Here is a 20,517-nt window from a genome sequence, read left to right as displayed (position 1 = left end):
GGGATCAGCGCGGAACGGGCAGCCCCGGCGGGATGGTGATGGTGCGCGGCGCGCCCGGCGGCAACTGGATCGCCGGCGGGATCACGACCGTGGTGGGGTACGGCTCCTGCGTCGCCGCCGGCGCCTGCGTGGTCTCGGGCTCGGTGTACGTCGTGGTGGGCGGCGTGTACGGCGGGGTGTAGGGCTGCTGCGGCGCCTCGGTCCGCGGCGGCGCCGTCGTGGTGGCGGCGGCCGCGGAGGCCGACGACGACGCGGAAGCACCGGCCGAGGCCGAACCCGACGGCGCGCTCGGCGCCGACGGATTCACCGTGAACGAGGGCACCGATTCCGGGGCCGACGGGGAGCAGGCGACCGCCACACCGCACGCCGCGACGACGGCGGCACCGGCGAGGATCCGGCGGAGCGGGTTCGTGCTCGTAATCACAGTGAACGACATAGGCAACATAGGATCGCATTCGCGGCCGCATTGCAAGCCCGCTCACGCCGGTGCGGTGCCCACCCGCTCCCACCGATGCCCCAGGAAACGCACCACGACGGCGAGGCAGCGCAGCACCATGAACGTCGCCAGGCCCGACCAGATCCCCGCCAGGCCCCACCCGAAGGCGTAGGACAGCCAGATCAGCGGCAGGAAACCGACCAGCGCCGCGGCCAGCGTCGCCGAGCGCAGGTACGCGGCGTCGGAGGCGCCCAGCAGCACACCGTCGAGCGCGAAGACCACGCCCGCGATCGGGATCATCGCCACCAGGAACCACCACGGGACCCGCAGCGCGTCCAGCACCGCGGGGTCCGAGGTGAACAGGTGCGGCAGCACGCCCGACGCCGCCGCCAGGGCCGTGGCGATCAGCACCGCGACAAGAGTCGACCAGGCGGTGACCCGGTGCCCCAGTGAGCGTGCGGCGGCCACCTTCCCACTCCCGAGGGCCGCACCCACCAGGGTCTGTGCGGCGATCGCCAGCGAGTCCAGGACCAGCGAGACGAAGTTCCACAGCTGCATCGCGATCTGATGCGCGCCCACGTACTGCGCGCCCGCCCGGGCCGCGACCGCACCGGCCGAGACGAAGCACACCTGGAAGGACAGGCTGCGCACGATCAGGTCGCGCCCCAGCACCAGTTGCGCCCGGATCAGAGCGGGCTGCGGGCGCAGTGCGGCGACGGGCCCGGCCGCGCCGCCGCCCGCCGCGCGCACGACCGCGCCGAGGAAGAGCGACCCGCTGACGATCTGCCCGGCGAGGTTCGCCCACGCCGAGCCGACCAGCCCCAGCTCCGGTGCGCCCGCCCACCCGAAGACGAGGACCGGGCAGAGCACCGTCGAGAGCCCGAGGCCGACCAGCACGAAGACCAGTGGAGCGCGGGGCCGCTGCACGCCGCGAAGCCACCCGTTCCCGGCCATCGTGATCAGGATCAGCGGGATCCCGAAGGCCGCCACGCGCAGCCAGGACTCCGCGGCCCCGGCGATCTCCGCGCGGCCCGCGATCGCCCGCGTGATCGGACCGGCGAGGCCCTGCACGAGAGCCAGCAGGGCGCCACCGACGGCCAGCGCGATCCAGGTGGCCTGCACGCCCTCCACGACGGCTCCGCCGGGATCGCCGGCGCCGAAGCGGCGCGCGGAGCGCGACGTGGTGCCGTACGAGAGGAACGTCAACTGGGTGGAGACGGTGGCGAGGATCAGCGCGCCGACGGCGAGCCCGGCGAGCGGGAGCGCGCCGAGCCGGCCGATGATCGCGGTGTCCCACAACAGGTACAACGGCTCGGCGGCGAGTACGCCGAGAGCGGGCAGTGCCTGCCCGAGGATGCGCCGACCGAGCCCACTGGGCACGGCGTCGGTCTCGGTCATACGGGTCACGTCGGAATCGGGCGGGGCGGTCAGGTGCGGGCGAGGAAGGCGGAGACCACGTCCTCGCCGGTGCCGCGCGCCGAGTAGCCCGCGGCCAGCTTGTGGCCGCCGCCACCGAAGGCGCGCGCGAACGCCGCGACGTCGAGATCGGTGCGGGCCCGCAGCGAGGCGGACCAGTCCCCGTTGTCGGCCTCCTTGAACAGCGCGGCGACCTCGCAGTCCTCCGCGGTGCGCAACAGGTCGATGAGCGACTCCGCCGCGTCCCAGCCCAGGGGCCCGCGATCGGCGGCACGGCACACGGCGTAGACCGCGCCGCGACCGCCGAAGGCCTCGGGCACCGCGGTCGCCGAACCGAGCACGGCGGCGACCATCGAGAACCAGGCGCGCGGATGGCTGTCGAGCAGGTCGCGCGAGAGCTCACGGCCCTGGGCGCCCGCGGCGAGCAGCCGGCCGGCCATCGTGTGTCCCGCGGGGGACGACCAACGGAACGATCCGGTGTCGGTGACCAGTCCTGCGTAGAGGCAGTCCGCCGTTCCGGCGTCGAGCTCGGCACCGAGCGCGTCGATGACGGCCAGCACCAGCTCGGTGGTGCAGTTCGCTCCCGGGTCGATCAGGTCGATGGTGCCGAAGCCCGGGTTGGTGGCGTGGTGGTCGATGACCACGCGCACGGGATGCGCGTGGAAGGACTCCTCGAGCCCGGCGAGCCGCTCCGCGCTCGCGCAGTCGACGGCGACCGCGACCTCCGCATCGGCGAACGGGGCGGAGAATCCGTCCACGCCGGGGAGCCGGCCGATGCCGGAGGGGAGATCGGGCCCCGGGTGGCTCACGCTCACCTCGGCACCCCGGGCGCGCAGCACCCGCGCGAGTCCCAGGCCGGAGCCCAGGGTGTCCGCATCCGGTCGCACGTGGCAGTACACGGCCACCCTGCGGGCGCCGTCGAGGGCCGCGGCGACGGCAGCGGCGTCGGTCACCGCACGTCCTCGCCCGGCTCGTCGTCCGGGTCCTCGTCGTCGTGCTTGTACGGGTCCGCCTCGCCGGCGGGCTGCGCGGTGGCGGCGACGGCGGCCACCCGCTCGTCCTGCTCCCGCGCCTTGGCGAGCAGCGCCTCCATGTTCGCGACGGCCGCGGGCACCCCGTCGAGCTCGAAGCGCAGGGTGGGCGTGAACCGCACGCCGGTGCCCGCGCCGACCTTGCTGCGGAGCTGGCCGCGGGCCTTCTCCAGGCCGGCCGCGGCCGCTTCGTAGTCCGGCTCGACGTCGAGCGTCGGTCCCATGACGGTGTAGAAGACGGTCGCGTCGTGCAGGTCGTTCGTCACGCGGGTATCGGTGACGGTGACGTAGTCGAGCCGCGGGTCCTTGATGTCGTGCTCGATCGCGGTCGCGACAATGGTCCCGATCCGCTTGGCGAGCCGAGCGGCCCGTGCCGGGTCAGCCATGGCCAATTCTCCCTTACACGTCGAACGAACTTCATCGGAGTCGTGTGTCATCCGATGGAACAGCGAGCATATCCCGGCACGGTGCGGTCGTGCCGGAACCTGCGTCGGGGACGCTCAATCCTCGGGGCCGAAAAGCCTCCGGCGCACCGACAGCACCTCGAACTCGGGATGCGCGGCGGCCGTGCGCTCGCACCGGTCGAGCACCTCGACGACGTGCGCATGATCCGGGCCGACGACGCCGACCCCGAGCACCGCGCGGCGGTGCAGATCCTGACCGCCGACCTCCGCCGCGCTGACGGAGAACCTCCGCAGCTCGGCGAGAACGGGTTTGATGAGCGATCGCTTCTGCTTGAGCGAGTGGACGTCGCCCAGCAGCAGATCGATTTCCAGAGCACCGAGGAACATTCAGTCGGGCCACCCGGCCCAGGGGGTAGGGAGCCCACGGGCCGGGCGCGACTGCGCCCGGCCCCTGGACCCGTGAATCACACGCGCGGCTTCTCGACCAGCTCGTAGGTCTCGATGACGTCGCCGACCTTGATATCGGAGTACGACAGCGTCAGACCGCATTCGTAGCCCTCGCGGACCTCGGTCGCGTCGTCCTTCTCACGCTTGAGCGAGGTGACCGTGAGGTTCTCGGCCACGACGGTCGAATCACGCAGCAGGCGCGCCTTGGCGTTGCGCCGCATGATGCCCGACTGGACGAGGCAGCCCGCGATGTTGCCCACCTTGGAGGACTTGAAGATCGCGCGGATCTCGGCCTGGCCGAGCTCCTTCTCCTCGTAGACCGGCTTGAGCATGCCCTTGAGCGCGGCCTCGACCTCGTCGATGGCCTGGTAGATCACCGAGTAGTACCGGATCTCCACGCCCTCGCGGTTGGCGAGCTCGGTGGCCTTGCCCTCGGCGCGCACGTTGAAGGCGATGATGATCGCGTTCGACGCCGACGCCAGGTTGACGTTGGTCTCCGTGACGCCACCGACACCGCGATCGATGACGCGCAGCTGCACCTCGTCGTCGATCTCGATGCCCAGCAGGGCCTCCTCGAGCGCCTCCACGGTGCCCGAGTTGTCGCCCTTGAGGATGAGGTTGAGCTGGCTGGTCTCCTTCAGAGCCGCATCCAGGTCCTCGAGCGAGACGCGCTTGCGCGAGCGGGCCGCCAGGGCGTTGCGCTTGCGCGCCGCGCGCCGGTCGGCGATCTGCCGGGCGATGCGGTCCTCGTCGACCACGAGCAGGTTGTCGCCTGCACCGGGGACCGACGTGAAGCCGATGACCTGCGCCGGACGCGACGGGGTCGCTTCGGTGATGTCGTCGCCGTTCTCGTCGACCATGCGCCGGACGCGACCGTAGGCGTCGCCCGCCACGATCGAGTCGCCCACCCGCAGGGTGCCGCGCTGGATGAGCACGGTGGCCACCGGGCCGCGGCCGCGGTCGAGGTGCGCCTCGATGGCCACGCCCTGCGCGTCCATGTCGGGGTTCGCCCGCAGGTCCAGCGAGGCGTCGGCCGTCAGCAGCACCGCTTCGAGCAGCTCCTCGACGTTCGTGCCCTGCTTGGCGGAGATGTCGACGAACATCGTGTCGCCGCCGTACTCCTCGGGGATCAGGCCGTACTCGGTGAGCTGCCCGCGGATCTTCTCCGGCTGCGCGCCCTCCTTGTCGATCTTGTTCACCGCCACGACGATCGGCACGTCGGCCGCCTGCGCGTGGTTGATGGCCTCCACCGTCTGCGGCATGACGCCGTCGTCGGCCGCGACCACGAGGATCGCGAGGTCGGTGGCCTTCGCACCACGGGCACGCATGGCGGTGAACGCCTCGTGACCCGGGGTGTCGATGAACGTGATCAGGCGCTCGTTGCCCTCGAGCTCCGTCAGCACCTGGTAGGCACCGATGTGCTGCGTGATGCCGCCGGCCTCGCCCTCGCGGACGTTGGCCTTACGGATCGTGTCGAGCAGTCGGGTCTTACCGTGATCGACGTGGCCCATGACGGTGACCACCGGCGGACGCTGCTCGAGGTCCTCCTCGCCGCCCTCGTCCTCGCCGTAGGTGAGGTCGAAGCTGTCGAGCAGCTCGCGATCCTCGTCCTCGGGGCTGACGACCTGGACGACGTAGTTCATCTCCTCGCCCAGCAGCACGAGGGTCTCCTCGTTCACCGACTGGGTGGCGGTGACCATCTCGCCCAGGTTGAACAGCGCCTGGACCAGCGACGCCGGGTTCGCGTCGATCTTCTCCGCGAAGTCGCTCAGCGACGCGCCCCGGGCGAGACGGATCGTCTCGCCCTGGCCGCGGGGCAGCCGGACGCCACCGGCGATCGGCGCCTGCATGTTCTCGTACTCGGCGCGTTTCGCCCGCTTCGACTTACGGCCACGACGCGGAGCGCCACCGGGACGACCGAACGCACCCGCGGTACCGCCGGGACGGCCACGACCGCCGCCGCCGGGACGCCCGCGGAAGCCGCCCGCGGGAGCACCGGTACCGGTGCCGCCGCCGGGCCCACCGCGGTAGCCGCCGCCACCGCCGGGACGCCCACCGGGCCCGCCACGACCACCGGGGCCGGGACGGCCCTGAGCGGCCGGACGTGCGGCGCGTGCGGGCATCGCTCCCGGAGTCGGGCGCGGAGGCATGCTGCCAGGGGTCGGACGGGGGCCGCCGGGACCGGCCGCGGGGCGACCGCCCTGCGGACGCGGGCCACCCTGGCCGGGCGCCGGACGGGCGCCGCCCTGCGGACGCGGACCACCCTGGCCGGGCGCCGGACGGGCGCCGCCCTGCGGGCGGGGACCACCGGGACCCGGCTGCGGACGGGCCGCGGGACGCTCGACGGGAGCCTGCGAGGAGAACGGGTTGTTACCCACCTTGGGCGTGCGCGGGCCGGGCTTGGGGCCGGCCGGGCGCGGAGCCGGGCGTGCGGCGGGAGCCGCGGGGCGCGCCTCGGGCGCCGACGGTGCGGCACTCGCGGCGGGAGCCGCCGGTGCGGCGGGCTCCGGGGTCGGCTCGGGCGCGGCCGGCGCAGCGGGGCGCGGGCCGGGTCGGGCCGAGGTGGGACGGGGCGCATCCGCGGCGGGTGCCGACGGTGCGGGGGTGCTCGCGGCCGCGGGGCCGGGCTTGCGGGCCGGGGCGGGGCCCGGCTTCGCGGCGTCGGACTTGGTTCCGTACGACTCGCGCAGGCGTCGCGCGACGGGTGCTTCCACCGTCGACGACGCGGACTTCACGAACTCGCCCTGCTCACTGAGCCGAGCGAGAACTTCCTTACTGGTGACACCGAGCTCTTTTGCCAACTCGTGCACGCGGGCCTTGCCTGCCACTCTTCTCCTCAAATGTGAGGTCGAGGGCATCACTGGTCCCGCCGACCTCGGTTAGTTACTCCGATTGCCGTTCATCGCTGGTGCTTCACGGTGTGCTCATGTCTTCAGCTCGATTCCTTCATTTCCGAGTAGGTCGGCCTTGGGAAAGACCTACCGTCTTCAGACCGCTCATAATCATAGCGCGTCCTGGCAAGTCGATTCACCGCAGGGAGTCGTCCAACGGGCCCGAAACCCGCAGAGCGCGGCGGAACGCGTTCCTTTTCGCCGCCGCCTCCCGGCAGCCCGGATCGTCGTGCAGCCACGCCCCGCGGCCGGGCAGCCGGCGCCGGTCGTCCACGACGACGGTGCGCGCACCGTCGTCACCGGTGACCGCGACCACCCGGATCAGCTCGCCCGCCGGCGCCCGGCGACGGCATCCGATGCAGGTGCGCACGGGGCCGGACGGGGTCATCCCTCCGACGCCGCGCTGTCCGCGTCCGAGCGGATGTCGATGCGCCAGCCGGTCAACCGCGCGGCGAGGCGGGCGTTCTGGCCCTCCTTGCCGATCGCGAGGCTCAGCTTGAAGTCGGGCACCACCACACGGGCGGCCTTCTCCTTCGCGTCGACGACGGTCACCGAGACCACCGACGACGGCGAGAGCGCGTTGCCGACGAAGACCGCGGGGTCGTCGTCGTAGGAGATGATGTCGATCTTCTCCCCCTCGAGGTCGCTCATCACGTTGCGCACGCGCTGGCCCATCGGGCCGATGCAGGCGCCCTTGGCGTTGAGCCCCGCCACCGAGGTGCGCACCGCGATCTTCGAGCGGTGCCCGGCCTCGCGGGCCACGGAAGTGATCTCGACGCTGCCGTCGGCGATCTCGGGCACCTCGAGCGCGAACAGCTTCTTGACCAGGTTCGGGTGCGTGCGCGAGAGGGTGATCTGCGTGCCGCGCTGGCCGCGGCTGACGCCGACGACGTAGAACTTCATCCGGTCGCCGTGCTCGTAGCTCTCCCCCGGCACCTGCTCGGCGGGCGGCAGGAGGCCCTCGTGGCCCTCGCGCTCGCTGCCGATGCGGACCACCACGAAGCCGCGGGCGGCGGCGCGGGCGTCGGCCTGCACGACACCGGAGACGACCTCGCCCTCGTAGACGGCGAACTCGCCGAAGGTGCGGTCGTTCTCCGCGTCACGCAGGCGCTGAGTGATCAGCTGGCGCGCCGAGTCGGCGGCGATGCGCCCGAAGCCCTCAGGGGTGTCGTCCCACTCGGTGATGATGTTGCCGTCGGCGTCGAGCTCCTGCGCGAGCACCTTCACCGCGCCGGTGCGCCGGTCGACGTCGATGCGCGCGTGGGGCTGATGCCCCTCGGTGTGCTTGTACGCGGTGAGGAGCGCCACCTGGATCGCCTCGATGACGGTGTCGACCGAGATGTCCTTCTCCGCCTCGATCGCCCGCAGGGTCGCCATGTCGATGTTCATCTATTCCTCATCCTCGCTCTGCGCCGCTCCGGCGTCATCACCCGTCAGGTCCGCCGGTTCGGCGCCCGACTCCACGCGCCCGGGCGTGATGCCCGAGAGCTCCATCTCCCTGGGGTTCGGCCTGCGGAACTCGACCCGGACGGCGGCGGCGGCCACCTCGTCCAGCGCGAGCTCGCGGGTCGTGGGGGCGGATCCCTTCGCCCCCGGCAGCACGACGGTGACCCCGGCGCCGTCGTCCGACAGCGGTCCGATCCGGGCCAGGAGGTTCGTCCCGTCGGTCAGTTCGATCGCCGCCTGGCGGCCGCGAGCGCGGCGCCAGTGGCGAGGCTCGACGAGCGGACGCTCGGCGCCCGGAGTCGTGACCTCGAGGGTGAACGCCTGACCGCCGAAGACCTCGTCGGCGTCGTCGACCGCGGCCGACAGGGTGCGCGCCACCTCGGCCAGCTCGTCGAGGGTGGGTCCGGCATCGCTGTCCACGACCACCGCGATGGTCGATTTGCTGCCCGCGTTGTTGATCTTCAGCTGCTCGAGATCGAGTCCAGCCGCATCCAGGTGGGGCGCGAGGACGGCCTTCACCGCCGATTCGTCGTAAGCCATACGCGCCTCCCTGTGAAATTGTCACCGGACGTGCCCGGTGTCGAACGCTGCGGCCAGTGTACTCATGTCCCACGCGGCGAGTGCGCGACTGCGTCCACGTCGATCGAACACACCGATCGGACTAGCGGGCCGTCGGTAGACTGATCGGGATATCACCGGAGATCCCTGTGGGAGGGGCACACGATGCGAGCACGGGACGGCCTCATCGAAGCAACCGTCGGTCTGCTCCGCCGTCACGGCGTGGCCGGAACGGGTCTGACCGCGATCACGGAGGCGAGCGGGCGGTCGCGGCGCACGATCTACCTCAACTTCCCCCAGGGCAAGGCACAGCTCGTGGAAGCCGCGACGCGCGCCGCCGGCCAGTTCATGGCCGACGTCATCGCGGCGCTACCGCTCGAGGATCCGGCCGCGGCGATCCGCCGGTTCGGCGCCCTCTGGGAGACCACCCTGATCGAAAGCCGGTTCCTGTCCGGATGCCCGATCGTCGCTGCGGCGCTCGGGCGCGCCGAGGCGCCCGAGGCCGCGGACGCCGCGGGCGATGCGTTCCGGCAGTGGATCGAGACACTGACGGATTCGCTCGTCGAGCACAGCGCGATGGAGCCGCGTAGGGCGCGGGCCGTCGCCACGACGATGGTCGCGACCGTCGAGGGCGCCATCATCATGAGTGCCGCGACCCGATCGGTCGAGCCGCTCCACCAGGCGCTGAGCGTCCTGGAGGAGTTGGTCGCGCCGGACGACAGGAGCGTCACGCCGCGGACCTCGGTGTAGTCGAGCTCAGGAAGCTCGTCGGCCACCAGAACCAGCGCCCCGCGAGCCGGGCGATGGCGGGCATGACCAGGGTGCGGACGATGAGCGTGTCGATCACGAGCCCGATGCCGACGGTGGTACCGATCTGGGCGACGTTGGGCGCATAGCTGGCGAGCATCGCGAACATGGTGACGCCGAAGGTCAGGCCTGCTTGCGTGACGACGCTGCCGGTGCCCACCATCGCGCGGATGAGACCGACTCCCGGTCCGGCGGCGTACTCCTCCCGGAGCCTGCTCACGAGCAGCATGTTGTAGTCGGCGCCGACCGCCACGAGGAAGGTGAACGCGATGGGTGCGACCGACCAGTGCAGGGGGTTGCCGATGACGTCCTGCCAGAGGAACACCGCGACGCCCAGGGCCGCGAGGTACGACAGTCCGACGGTGCCGATGACCGCGAGCGCGGCGATCAGGCTCCGGAGGAGGATGAGGACGACGCAGAAGACGAACGCGAACGCCGCGACGATGATCGCGATGAAGTCCTCGTGCGCGAACGACTCGATGTTGAGCAGCGTGCCACCCGGTCCGCCGATGCTGACAGTCGAGCCCGCGAGCGAGGTGCCCTTCATCGAGGTGAGCGCCGCGGGGATCACCTTCGCGCTGACGTCCATCGCGTCGCGGCTGAACCCCTCGCGTTGCGGCGTCACGACCATGCGCGTGGCTTTGCCGTCCGCGGAGAAGAAGTAGGGCATGCCGCTCTTGAAGAGAGGGCTCTCGAGCGCCTGACTGGGGAGGAAGAACGACGTGCCCGGATTGCCGGCCGCATAGGCGGAGCTGACCTCGTTGACGAAGTCCGTGATCTCGCCGGTCTGCGGGATCAGCGCCCCGAGAGTCGTTCGCAGCGGCGAAATCAGCTGGCGCGTCTGAGCGACCGCCGCGCGCATGACGGGGATCTGGCGAGCGGCGTCCGGCAGAGCCGCGCTGAGCGCGGTGGTGCCGTCCGTGAGCGACTGGACGGACCGTCGCAGCTGCGGCAGTTCGTCGAGCACGGACAGCCCGGTGAGCGCCGCCTTGCATGGCGCGAGCGTGGCGCACTGCGGGATCGAACTGATGAGACCGCGCGCCGGAGCGATCGCCGTGCTGAGCTCCACGACCTTCTTCAACGCGGAATCGCTGATCGTCGCCAAGGACCTGGTTGCGGTGGAGAGGCCCGCGGCGCCGGCACCTCCCTGCTTGAGGGCGGAATCGAGACCGTTGATCGCGGTGTCGAGCTGATCGATCGTGGCCGAGACGGAGTCGAGGTCTGCGAGCCGGTCGCGGAGCAAGGTCGTCATCTGCGTGAACCGGTTGCCGATGTAGGCGGCCTGGCTGGTCAGGGACCCCTGGTTGAAGGGTTGCCCGAGCGGGCGGGTGATTCCCTGCACCGCGCTGATGCCGTCGATGGATGCGACAGCGTCGGTGAGTTTGGCGAGGGCGATGAGATCGCCCGGATTGCGCATGTCGTGATCGGATTCGACGATCAACACACTGGGGGACATGATGTTCGGGGGCAGGTGCCGGTCGGCCGCGGCGAAGCCCAGGTTGGCGGGTGAATCGGACGGCTGCGCCCGGCGTTCGTTGTAGCTCGGTGCGTAGAACGCCAGTGGAACGATCATCACGGCGAGGACTGCGAGCGCGCCTGCCAGCACCGGTCCGGGCCACCTGGCCACACAGGTGGCGATCCGGTGCCACCGGCGCCCCGAATCATTCGCACGGGGTTCCACGAATCCGAGCCTGGTCGTGACCGCGAGGATCGCGGGTCCCAGCGTCAACGCCGCCGCCAGGGTGACCAGAATGGCGATGGTGCACGGCAGCCCCGACGTACTGAACATCGCGAGACGCGTCGCCGCGAGGCAGGCCATGGCGCCCGCCACCGTCAGCGCCGACGCGATGACGATGTGCTGGACCCCGGCGAGCGCCGCGTAGTACGCGTCCTCGGGAGTCATTCCCTTGCGGCGTGATTCCTGGTACCGACCGACGAGGAAGATCCCGTAATTGGTCCCGGCGCCCAGCACGACGACTGCGGACAGGGACGCGGCGAAGATCGATACCTGGATGACCTCGTGCTCGGCGAGCAGGGAGATCGTCGCGCGGGCCACGGCGAGCGCGATGCCCACTCCGAGGAGCGGCACCAGCGCGGTCACCACCGACCGGTACACCAGGATCAGGACCAAGGTCACGAGGAGCGAGCACAGGACGATGAGCAGGATCATCGAATCGTTGATCGCGACCATCTCGTCATTGACGACCGCGGACGGACCGGTGAGGTGCGCGGTGATACCCGCGGGCGGCGGATTCGCGGCGATGATGTCCCGTGCCGCCTGCGTCGATTCCATCGCCAGCGCGGTCCCCATGTTGCCGGTGAGGTTCACCAGCACGTAGGCGACCTTGCCGTCGCGGCTCTCCGCGACCGGCGCGAGATCGGCATTGGACCACAGGTCCATCGCGGATCCGACGTGCTCGGTGTCGGCGGTCAGCCTGGTCAGCAGGCCGTTGTAGTACGTCCGGGCGTCGTCGCCGAGCGGCTCGTCGCCTTCGAGAAGGACGTAGACGAAGTTGTTGCTTCCGCCGCCACCGAAGTACTTCCCCATCTTCACCAGCGCCTGCACCGAGGACGCCTCGTCCGGAAGGAAGGACTGCGCGTGCGCGGTCACCGTCGACTCCAGCTGCGGAACAGTGAGATTCAGCACGCCGGCGAGCACCAGCCACACACCGATCACCGGCAGCGAACACGCATACAGGAATCGCGCGAACCGGGAACGACCGTCGACCGGTCGACGAAGGACATCGAGGCGGACCGGATGGCGGAGCTCGCCTCCGAGGCCCTTCGTGACATCGGAAACGCGGTGGCGCACATCGCGCGCGGAGATCTTCATCGTCGACTCCCCTTCGTCTACGCGACCGGCACGGCGCAATTGACGGCCGCTGTTCCCGCCGGCCCGGTTCCACGTTCGGTCGCCCGCTGCACGCCGTTGACCCGGACCGTGCAGGACACCGAACCGGATCCCGAGACCTGGGCGAGGACGCCCGCGGACACGGTGAACTCCCTCGACGTGACGACCTTTCGCCACGGCAGTACGACTTGCTCGTCCTGGGCGCGGCCCGCCGCACCGAGATAGGACACCCGCGCCGTGGTTCCGGCGGGTCCCGCGACCGTGTACTCGATCGATCTGTCCCGCGGGAGGCCGGCTTCAGGAGCAGGCGGCGCATGACCGATCGCCCGATCGGGGATCTCACTGAGCCGTAGTCGGCCGACGTACAGACCTGACACGCTCATCACCAGCACCACCACGAGGGCGATCCACCCACCGTCGCGCAACCGGCGCGAGACGCGCCCGAAGCCGGCACGACCGTCTGTGCGTCCCATACCAGAACCTCTCCCCTTGCTCAGTGGCCCGGTTCGAGCGGGAACCGGACCGAGCGGCGACGACCGCCACGGTCGGTGCCGACTAGACTGATCGGTGTACCGAACCTAGCGACCGATAGATGTGGGCGCAAGTTCTATCACCGAGCCGGGGTCGTGACGCCCGCCACAGGCCTCGGAGCGAAACGACGATCAGGTCGCGTGCGCGCGAGCCCGGCAGCGCCCCATAGACTCGACCGCGTGATCGACCAACCGCACAGCGGCCGCCGCGGTATCAATCGGCGCACCGCCCTGACATCCGCCCTGGTGACGGGTGGCGCACTCGTAGGCTCGGGCGCCCTCGCCGGGTGCACGACGCCCGACGACCGCGCCGACGACCCGCAGGCCGTGCGCCTGCAGGCCGCCGCCGCGCAGGCGCAGGCCGACGCCGATGCCGCCCGCGGGCTCGCGGTGCTCGACGGTGCCGCCGGGGCGCAGCTGCGGGTCATCGCGGACCAGCGCGGTCAGCACGCCTCCGCGCTGGCCGACGAGCTGTCGCGGTACGTCGAGCGCACCACGTCCGTGACCGCCGCGCCGTCGTCGACCCCGGCGCCGCCGTCCCCGCTGACCCGTCAGTCGCTGCACGCCCAGCTGGTCCGCTCCGCGAAGGATGCGGGCGACGCCGCAGTCGCGGCCTCCGGGTACCAGTCCGCGCTGCTCGGGTCCGTCGCCGCCGCGACCCGGGTGCACGCCGAGGTGGTGCTCGCATGACCCCCGCGCAGGAGGCGGTCGCAGCCGCCGTGAAGTCCGAGCACGCCGCCGTGTACCTCTACGGCCTGGTGGAGGCGTACGCCGCCCCCACCCGCCGCAGTGAGATCGCGACCTACGCCGCCGACCACCGCGCGCAGCGCGACGCCCTGATCCGGGTGCTCAGCGCCGCCGGCGTCGAGGTGCCCGCCGCGGCGCCCGCCTACACGCCGCCGGAGACCGTCACCGATCCCGTGAGCGCGGCCAAGGTCGCGGCCGCGGCGGAGGACGACGTCGCCGCGGCGCACCGCAACGTGCTCGCGCACGCCGACGGTGACGGCATCCGGCACCTCGGCGTCACGGGCCTCGGCGGCGCGGCCGTGCGCGGCGCCCGCTGGCGCGTCGCTCTCGGCGACTCCCCCGTGACCACGCCGTTCCCCGGTATCCGCACCTGACGTCGTCATTACGTACCCCTACACTCGGGGAATGACGTCCAGCGATCCGCAGCAGCCCGGCGACGGGACCGACGACCCGACCGTGATCCGCCCGGCCGAGCCGACCCCGTCCGCCCCCGACCTGACCAAGCGGGACGGCGGGACGGCGAGCGCAGGCGATCAGAACGTCGGCGACCCGGACGCGGCGACCACCGTGCACAACACGGCGCAGCCGAATCCGTACGCCGCGCCGTACACCCCGCCCGCCGATCCGTACGCGGCACCGGCGGATCCGTACGCGCAGCAGAACCCCTACGCGGCCCCGGCCGACCCGTACGCGAACCCGTACGCCGCGCCACCGCAGTACCCGGGACAGCAGTTCGGCGGCGAGCAGCCGCAGTACGGGCAGCAGCCGTACGGTCAGGATCCCTACGGCCAGCAGGGTTTCGGGCAGCAGCAGCCGTTCGGTCAGCAGGGCTACGGCCAGCAGGGCTTCCCCGCGTACCCGGGCCAGGCCGGCGGCTACCCGGGCTACCCCGGATACCCGGCCCAGCAGCAGTCCGGGACCAACGGCCTCGCGATCGCCGCGCTCGTGACGGGCGTCCTCGCCTTCCCGCTCGCGTGCATCCCGTTCCTCGGGTACGTCACTCCGTTCCTCGCGATCGCCGCGATCGTGCTCGGCATCATCGGGATGAAGCAGGCCAAACAGACCGGACAGCAGGGACGCGGCATGGCCATCGCGGGCATCGTCCTCGGAAGTGTCTACCTGGTCCTGCTCGTGATCGGCCTGATCTTCGGCATCGCGTACGTGGCGACCGACGGTTTCGGTAGCGGCACCGACTTCCTGCTCTCGCTGCTGCGCTAGCACCCGTTCTTCAACGCGGGAAGCCCGCACCGTTCCGGTGCGGGCTTCCTGCGTCGCTCGGGCTACTTCGCGGCGGCGGCGATCTCCGTCGCGGCGTCGGCGACGGGGATCTCGCGGGACTCGCCGCTCAGGCGGTCCCGGAGCTCGACGACACCATCGGCCCAGCCCCGGCCCACCACCACGACGGTCGGCACGCCGATCAGCTCGGAATCCTTGAACTTGATGCCGGGCGAGGCCTTGCGATCGTCGAGCAGCACCTGCAGGCCCTGTGCGTCGAGCGCGGCGGCGATCTCCTCGGCGCCGCTCCAGGCGCCCTCGTCCTTGTTGGCGATGACGACGTGCACGTCGAACGGGGCGATGCCCTTGGGCCAGCGCAGGCCCTTGTCGTCGTGCTGCTGCTCGGCGACGACGGCGACGAGGCGCGAGACGCCGACGCCGTAGGAGCCCTGCGTCAGGCGCACGGGCTTGCCGTTCTCGCCGAGCACGTCGATCTCGAAGGCATCCGTGTACTTGCGGCCCAGCTGGAAGATGTGACCGATCTCGATGCCGCGCGCGGACTGCAGCACGCCCTTGCCGTCGGGCGAGGCGTCGCCGTCGCGGACCTCGGCGGCCTCGATCGTGCCGTCGGGGGTGAAATCGCGGCCGGCGGTGAGGTTCACGACGTGCTTGCCGGGTGCGTCCGCGCCGGTGATCCAGGCGGTGCCATCGACGACGCGCGGGTCGACGAGGTAGCGGACCTTGTTCTCCAGCAGCGCCTTCGGCCCGATGTACCCCTTGACCAGGAACGGGTGCTTCGCGAAGTCCTCGGCCTCGAGCAGCGCGACCTCGGTGGGCTCCAGCGACGCCTCGAGGCGCTTGAAGTCCACCTCGCGGTCGCCGGGGACGCCGACGCCGAGCAGCTCCCAGTCGCCGCCCGGAGCGCGGGTCTTGACCATGACGTTCTTGAGGGTGTCCCCCGCCGTGACCTCGCGGCCGAGCACGGAGGCACCGTCGGCGCCCTCGTTGGCCCACGCGACGAGGGTCTCGATGGTGGGCGCGTCCGGGGTGTCGTGGACCTGCGCGGCGGGCAGCCCGGCGAGCGGGATCGCCGGGGGCGCGGGGGTGATCACGGCCTCGACGTTGGCCGCGTAGTCGGACTCCGTCGAGTGCACGTAGGTGTCCTCGCCGACCTCGCTCACCGCGAGGAACTCCTCGGAGGCGCTGCCGCCCATGGCGCCCGACGTCGCGGAGACGATCACGTGCTCGACGTCGAGGCGCGCGAAGATCCGCTGGTAGGCGGCGCGGTGCTTGGCGTACGCCTCGGACAGGCCCTCGTCGGAGGTGTCGAAGCTGTAGCTGTCCTTCATGACGAACTCGCGACCGCGCAGGATGCCCGCGCGGGGGCGCTCCTCGTCGCGGTACTTGGTCTGGATCTGGTACAGGATGACCGGCAGGTCCTTGTACGAGTTGTACTCGCCCTTCACGGTGAGGGCGAAGATCTCCTCGTGGGTGGGGCCGAGCATCATGTCGGCGCCCTTGCGGTCCTTGAGCCGGAACAGCGCGTCGCCGTACTCGGTCCACCGGTTGGTGGTCTCGTAGGGCTCGCGCGGCAGCAGCGCGGGCAGCAGAATCTCCTGGCCGCCGATCGCGTTCATCTCCTCGCGGACGACCTGCTCGATGTTGCGCAGCACCCGCAGGCCCAGCGGCAGCCAGGAGTAGACGCCGGGTGCGATGCGGCGCACGTAGCCGGCACGGACGAGCAGCTTGTGGCTGGGCACCTCGGCATCCGCCGGGTCGTCGCGGAGCGTGCGCAGGAACAGCTGGGAGAATCGGGTGATCACGACGCCACAGCTTAGTGTGTCCGGTGTGTTGATCCTGCTTCCCCCGTCCGAAACCAAGGCCGGTGGCGGGAAGGGCGCGCCGCTCGACCTCGCCGCGCTGACCTTCCCGTCGCTCACCCCGACCCGCCAGCGCCTCCTCGACGCGCTCGTCACGCTGTCGCAGGACGACGGTGCAGCCCGCGCCGCGCTGGGCCTGTCCGAGGGGCAGACCGACGAGCTCGAGCGCAACCGGGCGCTGCGCACCGCCGCCACGCGACCCGCGATCGAGCAGTACACGGGCGTGCTCTACGACGCCCTCGACGTGCGCGGACTGACCCGGGCGCAGCGCGCGAAGGCGGACGCGCGGCTGGCCGTCGGCTCGGCACTGTTCGGGGTCGTCGGGGCGGTCGACGCGATCCCCGCCTACCGGCTCTCGTCGGGCTCGAAGCTGCCCGGGCTGGGAACCCTGGCGGCGCAGTGGAAGCCGGACCTCGCCGACGCGCTCGCCGATGCCGACCGAGGCCTGGTGGTGGACCTGCGCTCCGGCGGCTACGCGGCGCTCGGGAAGGTGCCGGACGCGGTCACCGCGACCGTCGTGACGGAGAAGTCCGACGGCTCGCGTTCGGTGGTCTCGCACTTCAACAAGCACCACAAGGGCCTGCTGGCCCGGGCGCTGGTGATCAGTCGCGCCGAGCCCGGTGACGCGAAGGCCGTCGTCAAGGTCGCCGAGAAGGCGGGCCTGCGCGCGGAACTGTCGTCGCCGACCGAGGTTACGATCGTCACCGCCGGGTGAGTCACCCGATCCCGCCGGAAAGGGTGGCGCCATGATCGCACCGTCGAATCCCAACGCCGTGCCCGACGACGCGGCGCTGCCCCCGCTCGGGCTGGGCGCCGAGGACGCGGAGGCGCTGCGGACGGAGATCTGGTCGCTGCTCGTCGTCGGGCGGGACGACCCCGAGGAGTTCGCCGAGTACGCGGCGGAGGAGTACGACCTCTCGCCGGAGCAGCTGATCGCGGCCTTCCGAGGCCTGCGCGAGGCCCGCATCCGGCAGCAGGCCGGGTTCGGTGGATTGCGCTCGCGCACCACCGCCGCCTTCGCGGAGCTGGCGGAGCACGGGATCCTCGCGCGCGGCGACTTCACCTGCTGCGGCACCTGCGCGGCGGCGGAGATCGGCGACGAGCGGGACGAGAGCCGGCACTGGTCCGGGTACGTCTACTTCCACAGCCAGGACACCGAGGGACTGATCGAGACCGGCAGCACCTACATCGGCTACGGCGCATTCCCGCCCGCGGACTTCGACGAGGTCGCGTACGCGGACCTCAGCGACGCCGAGAAGCGGGCCGGATACGCGGCGGACGTCACCCGCATGCTCGACGAGGTGGTCTTCCCCGTCCTGCGGCGGCACGGCATCGAACCCGAGTGGAACCGCGACCTGGGCACGCGAGTGCTGCTGGCCAACGCCGACTGGTACGTCCCGATCGGCCCGGGCGCCTAGTCCTCGTCGGTGCGGTGCCGACGCGCCCGGCGCACCCGATCGGCCTGGGGCGAGGGATCGGGACGGTGCATGCCGTCGGACTCGGGCAGCGCGTGCCGGCCACCGGTCCGGGGCGCCCGCGTCGGGGGCTCGGACGCCGTCGGGCGCTGCGGCGGGGAGGCTGGGCGCTGGATCGGGCCGCTCGGGCGCTGCATCGGCGCGCTCGGGCGCTGCACCGGGCCGCTGGGGCGCGGTGCCTGATCGGGGCGCCCCATCGCACCGCTCGGACGCTGGATCGGCGCGCTCGGACGCTGCACCGGCCCGCTCGGGCGCTGCATCGGCCCGCTCGGGCGCGGGATCGGCGCGCTCGGGCGCTGGATCGGCGCGCTCGGGCGCTGCTGGCGCGCCGACGGGCCCGGGCCGGGCCGGTACTGCGGGTCCGCCGCCGGGCGCTGCGGCTGCGGTCGCGCGGGTTGCTGCGGCTCGACGACGTCGCGCTGGATCGGACCGGACGGGCGCGCGAGACCGGCGAGGTCGTCACCGGGGCGGGTGATCGGATCACTCGGATGCGAGTAGGCCTGTTGCGGCGCCGGGGCGGCGGGAGCGCTCGGTGCGGCGGGAGCACGCGGCGCCGGCGGGGCGGGCGGCGCGGCCTGCGGGCGCTTGATGGCGCGGAACCGGTCGGTGAAGTACACGGGCTCCGGATCGCCCGGCTGCTCGTTGTAGGCGCGGTCGAAGTCGCCGCGGCGCACCGCAGGGAAGGAACCGGAGGTGACGTCGCCCTCGAGCGGCTCCCAATCGTCGTCGACGTCGTCCTCGTGATCGAGCGCCTGCGCCGGGAAGGAGGTCGACGGGATGGTGCCGCCGGACTTGCTCGACTCCTGCGCCGCCTGTCCCTCGGCGACCTCCTCCGGGGTGAACCGCATGAACGGGATCACGACGAGGCCCGCGAGGATCAGGATCACGGCGCACGCGATGAAGGCGAGGCCGTAGCCCGAGGCGAGCGCGCTGCGCTGCGCGTCGTCGAGCATGTCGTGCGTGATCTCGCCCTTGGTCGGTCCGCCCTCGGCCATGATCCGCGAGGTCACGATCACCTGGACGGTGGCGAGCCCGACGATGCCGCCGATGTTCTGGCACACCTCGACCAGCGCCGACATGGGGCCGGTCTCCGACGGACGCACCCCGGCCAGGGCGCAGATGGGCAGCGGGATCATCGCGAAGCCCACGCCCAGGCCGATGAAGAAGACCGCCGGACCGATGTACGGGAAGTAGGTGACGGTGGCCGGGTCCCGGGTCATCAGCGTCGGGACGTAGATGCACGGGAGGAAGACGATGGCGCCGCCGAGCGCCACCAGCCAGCGCGCCTGGACCCGCAGCGCGAGCTTGGAGGAGATCGGCGCGGCGATGCCCATGCCCACGGCGAACGGGATGAGCGCGAGGCCGGACTGCAGCGGCGTGTACCCGAGCACCTGCTGGAAGGTGAGCGCGACGTAGAAGCCGAGGGTGGGGATGAGGGCGCCGCAGACCAGGATCGCCACCATGGCCGCGACGCGGTTGCGGTTGTGGAAGAGCGAGAAGGGCAGGATCGGGTTCTTCGCGGTGCGCTCGACGACGAGGAACGTCGCCAGGCACACGACGGCGATCGCGGCGGAGATGTAGACACCGGCGCCCTGCCAGTGCACTTCCGGGCCCATGGTCAGGGTGTAGACGCCGGCGACGCAGCCCGCGACGGCGAGGAAGGCGCCCTTGATGTCGAGCGCGTGCCGCCGCTCGGCCGTGGACTCCTCGAGCGCGATGACTGCGCCGATGATGCACACGATGCCCACCGGGACGTTGATCCAGAAGACGAAACGCCAGTCCCAGGTGGCGAGCAGGCCGCCGGCGACGAGTCCGGAGACCGAGCCGAGGCCGGCCATCGCCCCGAAGATCGCGAATGCCTGGTTGCGGGCCTTGCCCGGCGCGAACGTGGTCGCGATCAGCGCCAGCGCTGTGGGACAGGCGATGGCGGCGAAGAGCCCCTGCCCGGCGCGGGCGATCAGCAGCCAGGCCTCGTTGGTGGCGAAGCCGGTGAGCAGCGACGCGAGGGTGAATCCCGCGACGCCGAGGATGAACATCCGTTTGCGCCCGAAGGTGTCGCCCAGTCTGCCGCCCAGCAGCATGAAGCCGCCGAAGGTCACCGCGTACGCGCCGAACACCCAGATCTTCGCGGCGTCGGACAGGTGCATGGCGTCCTGGATCCGCGGCAGGGCCACGAAGACGACCGTGCCGTCGAGCACGGCGAGGAACATCATCCCGGACAGCACGACGATGGCGAGTCCGAGAGCGCTGCCCTTGACGCGGTAGGTCTGCGCCGGGGCCCCGGGGGCCATCGTTGAGGTCATGGAGACCGAGGCTACCGGCTGATAGAAGTCGCTAAGAAATCGCTCACGCTGGTTTTCCGGGCGTTCCCGAGGAGCGCGAG

General features: G+C 71.6%; 19 protein-coding genes. 6 read left to right on the top strand and 13 right to left on the bottom strand.

Features of this window, described 5'->3' with window-relative positions; genetic code table 11:
* Nucleotides 1–4 precede the first annotated feature (4 nt).
* The 9 genes from BLQ62_RS09770 to rimP all read right to left on the bottom strand — a co-directional run bounded on the left by BLQ62_RS09770 (nt 5) and on the right by rimP (nt 8,611).
* Nucleotides 5–436: a hypothetical protein gene (locus tag BLQ62_RS09770; protein WP_068565688.1), complete on the bottom strand. Its 432-nt coding sequence runs from the start codon at nt 434–436 to the stop codon at nt 5–7.
* A gap of 42 nt (nt 437–478) precedes the next feature.
* Nucleotides 479–1,834 (bottom strand): MATE family efflux transporter, encoded by a 1,356-nt coding sequence (locus BLQ62_RS09765; RefSeq protein ID WP_068565690.1) that lies wholly within the window; start codon nt 1,832–1,834, stop codon nt 479–481.
* Between the two features lie 29 nt (nt 1,835–1,863).
* The gene (locus BLQ62_RS09760; protein ID WP_068535449.1) at nt 1,864–2,805 is read right to left on the bottom strand and encodes a DHH family phosphoesterase; all 942 of its coding nucleotides are present in this window, start codon (nt 2,803–2,805) and stop codon (nt 1,864–1,866) included.
* Entirely contained in the window at nt 2,802–3,269 is a 468-nt protein-coding gene (gene rbfA / locus BLQ62_RS09755; RefSeq protein WP_068535451.1) for a 30S ribosome-binding factor RbfA, read from the bottom strand. Before rbfA ends, BLQ62_RS09760 begins: the two co-directional genes overlap by 4 nt.
* Before the next feature lie 114 nt (nt 3,270–3,383).
* Entirely contained in the window at nt 3,384–3,674 is a 291-nt protein-coding gene (locus BLQ62_RS09750; protein ID WP_068535454.1) for a DUF503 domain-containing protein, read from the bottom strand.
* A gap of 77 nt (nt 3,675–3,751) precedes the next feature.
* Nucleotides 3,752–6,562, bottom strand: a complete 2,811-nt coding sequence (infB, locus tag BLQ62_RS09745) for a translation initiation factor IF-2 (protein WP_068565692.1) — start codon at nt 6,560–6,562, stop codon at nt 3,752–3,754.
* 199 nt (nt 6,563–6,761) lie between these two features.
* Nucleotides 6,762–7,013, bottom strand: coding sequence for a YlxR family protein (locus BLQ62_RS09740; protein ID WP_068565694.1), 252 nt, complete (start codon nt 7,011–7,013; stop codon nt 6,762–6,764).
* Nucleotides 7,010–8,014 (bottom strand): transcription termination factor NusA, encoded by a 1,005-nt coding sequence (gene nusA, locus BLQ62_RS09735; RefSeq protein WP_068535460.1) that lies wholly within the window; start codon nt 8,012–8,014, stop codon nt 7,010–7,012. The genes BLQ62_RS09740 and nusA overlap by 4 nt, the downstream gene beginning before the upstream one ends.
* Entirely contained in the window at nt 8,015–8,611 is a 597-nt protein-coding gene (gene rimP / locus BLQ62_RS09730; protein ID WP_068565696.1) for a ribosome maturation factor RimP, read from the bottom strand.
* A 183-nt stretch (nt 8,612–8,794) separates the two neighbouring features.
* On the opposite strand from rimP, the gene BLQ62_RS09725 reads away from it, so the two are divergent.
* Nucleotides 8,795–9,379: a TetR/AcrR family transcriptional regulator gene (locus tag BLQ62_RS09725; RefSeq protein WP_082756480.1), complete on the top strand. Its 585-nt coding sequence runs from the start codon at nt 8,795–8,797 to the stop codon at nt 9,377–9,379.
* On the opposite strand, the gene BLQ62_RS09720 is transcribed toward BLQ62_RS09725, so the two are convergent.
* Nucleotides 9,357–12,269 carry an MMPL/RND family transporter gene (locus BLQ62_RS09720; RefSeq protein ID WP_068565698.1) on the bottom strand — a complete coding sequence of 971 codons (2,913 nt, stop codon included), beginning with the start codon at nt 12,267–12,269 and terminating at the stop codon, nt 9,357–9,359. The two genes, BLQ62_RS09725 and BLQ62_RS09720, sit on opposite strands and share 23 nt — an antisense overlap.
* 17 nt (nt 12,270–12,286) lie before the next feature.
* Nucleotides 12,287–12,760 carry an MmpS family transport accessory protein gene (locus BLQ62_RS09715; RefSeq protein ID WP_068535467.1) on the bottom strand — a complete coding sequence of 158 codons (474 nt, stop codon included), beginning with the start codon at nt 12,758–12,760 and terminating at the stop codon, nt 12,287–12,289.
* Between the two features lie 237 nt (nt 12,761–12,997).
* On the opposite strand from BLQ62_RS09715, the gene BLQ62_RS09710 reads away from it, so the two are divergent.
* From BLQ62_RS09710 to BLQ62_RS09700, 3 genes are read left to right on the top strand one after another with little or no spacing between them, the layout of a single operon-like run.
* Nucleotides 12,998–13,507, top strand: coding sequence for a hypothetical protein (locus tag BLQ62_RS09710; RefSeq protein ID WP_068565700.1), 510 nt, complete (start codon nt 12,998–13,000; stop codon nt 13,505–13,507).
* The gene (locus BLQ62_RS09705) at nt 13,504–13,938 is read left to right on the top strand and encodes a ferritin-like domain-containing protein (protein WP_068565701.1); all 435 of its coding nucleotides are present in this window, start codon (nt 13,504–13,506) and stop codon (nt 13,936–13,938) included. Before BLQ62_RS09710 ends, BLQ62_RS09705 begins: the two co-directional genes overlap by 4 nt.
* A gap of 31 nt (nt 13,939–13,969) precedes the next feature.
* The gene (locus BLQ62_RS09700; protein ID WP_068565704.1) at nt 13,970–14,782 is read left to right on the top strand and encodes a DUF4190 domain-containing protein; all 813 of its coding nucleotides are present in this window, start codon (nt 13,970–13,972) and stop codon (nt 14,780–14,782) included.
* A 62-nt stretch (nt 14,783–14,844) separates the two neighbouring features.
* On the opposite strand, the gene BLQ62_RS09695 is transcribed toward BLQ62_RS09700, so the two are convergent.
* Nucleotides 14,845–16,602, bottom strand: coding sequence for a proline--tRNA ligase (locus BLQ62_RS09695; protein WP_068565706.1), 1,758 nt, complete (start codon nt 16,600–16,602; stop codon nt 14,845–14,847).
* Nucleotides 16,603–16,627: 25 nt separating this feature from the next.
* On the opposite strand from BLQ62_RS09695, the gene yaaA reads away from it, so the two are divergent.
* Complete coding sequence (gene yaaA, locus BLQ62_RS09690) at nt 16,628–17,374, top strand: peroxide stress protein YaaA (protein WP_068565709.1); 747 nt, start codon at nt 16,628–16,630, stop codon at nt 17,372–17,374.
* 31 nt (nt 17,375–17,405) lie between these two features.
* The gene (locus BLQ62_RS09685) at nt 17,406–18,077 is read left to right on the top strand and encodes a DUF6891 domain-containing protein (protein ID WP_068565711.1); all 672 of its coding nucleotides are present in this window, start codon (nt 17,406–17,408) and stop codon (nt 18,075–18,077) included.
* Here the strand turns inward: BLQ62_RS09685 and BLQ62_RS09680 are convergent.
* Entirely contained in the window at nt 18,074–20,437 is a 2,364-nt protein-coding gene (locus tag BLQ62_RS09680; protein ID WP_331711107.1) for an MFS transporter, read from the bottom strand. The two genes, BLQ62_RS09685 and BLQ62_RS09680, sit on opposite strands and share 4 nt — an antisense overlap.
* Nucleotides 20,438–20,517 lie beyond the last annotated feature (80 nt).

The sequence above is a fragment of the Tsukamurella pulmonis genome, assembly GCF_900103175.1.
GTDB classification, from domain to species: Bacteria; Actinomycetota; Actinomycetes; order Mycobacteriales; family Mycobacteriaceae; genus Tsukamurella; species Tsukamurella pulmonis.
Note: the sequence above shows the minus strand (reverse complement) of the source record. Positions and strands in the feature narration are given on the sequence as shown.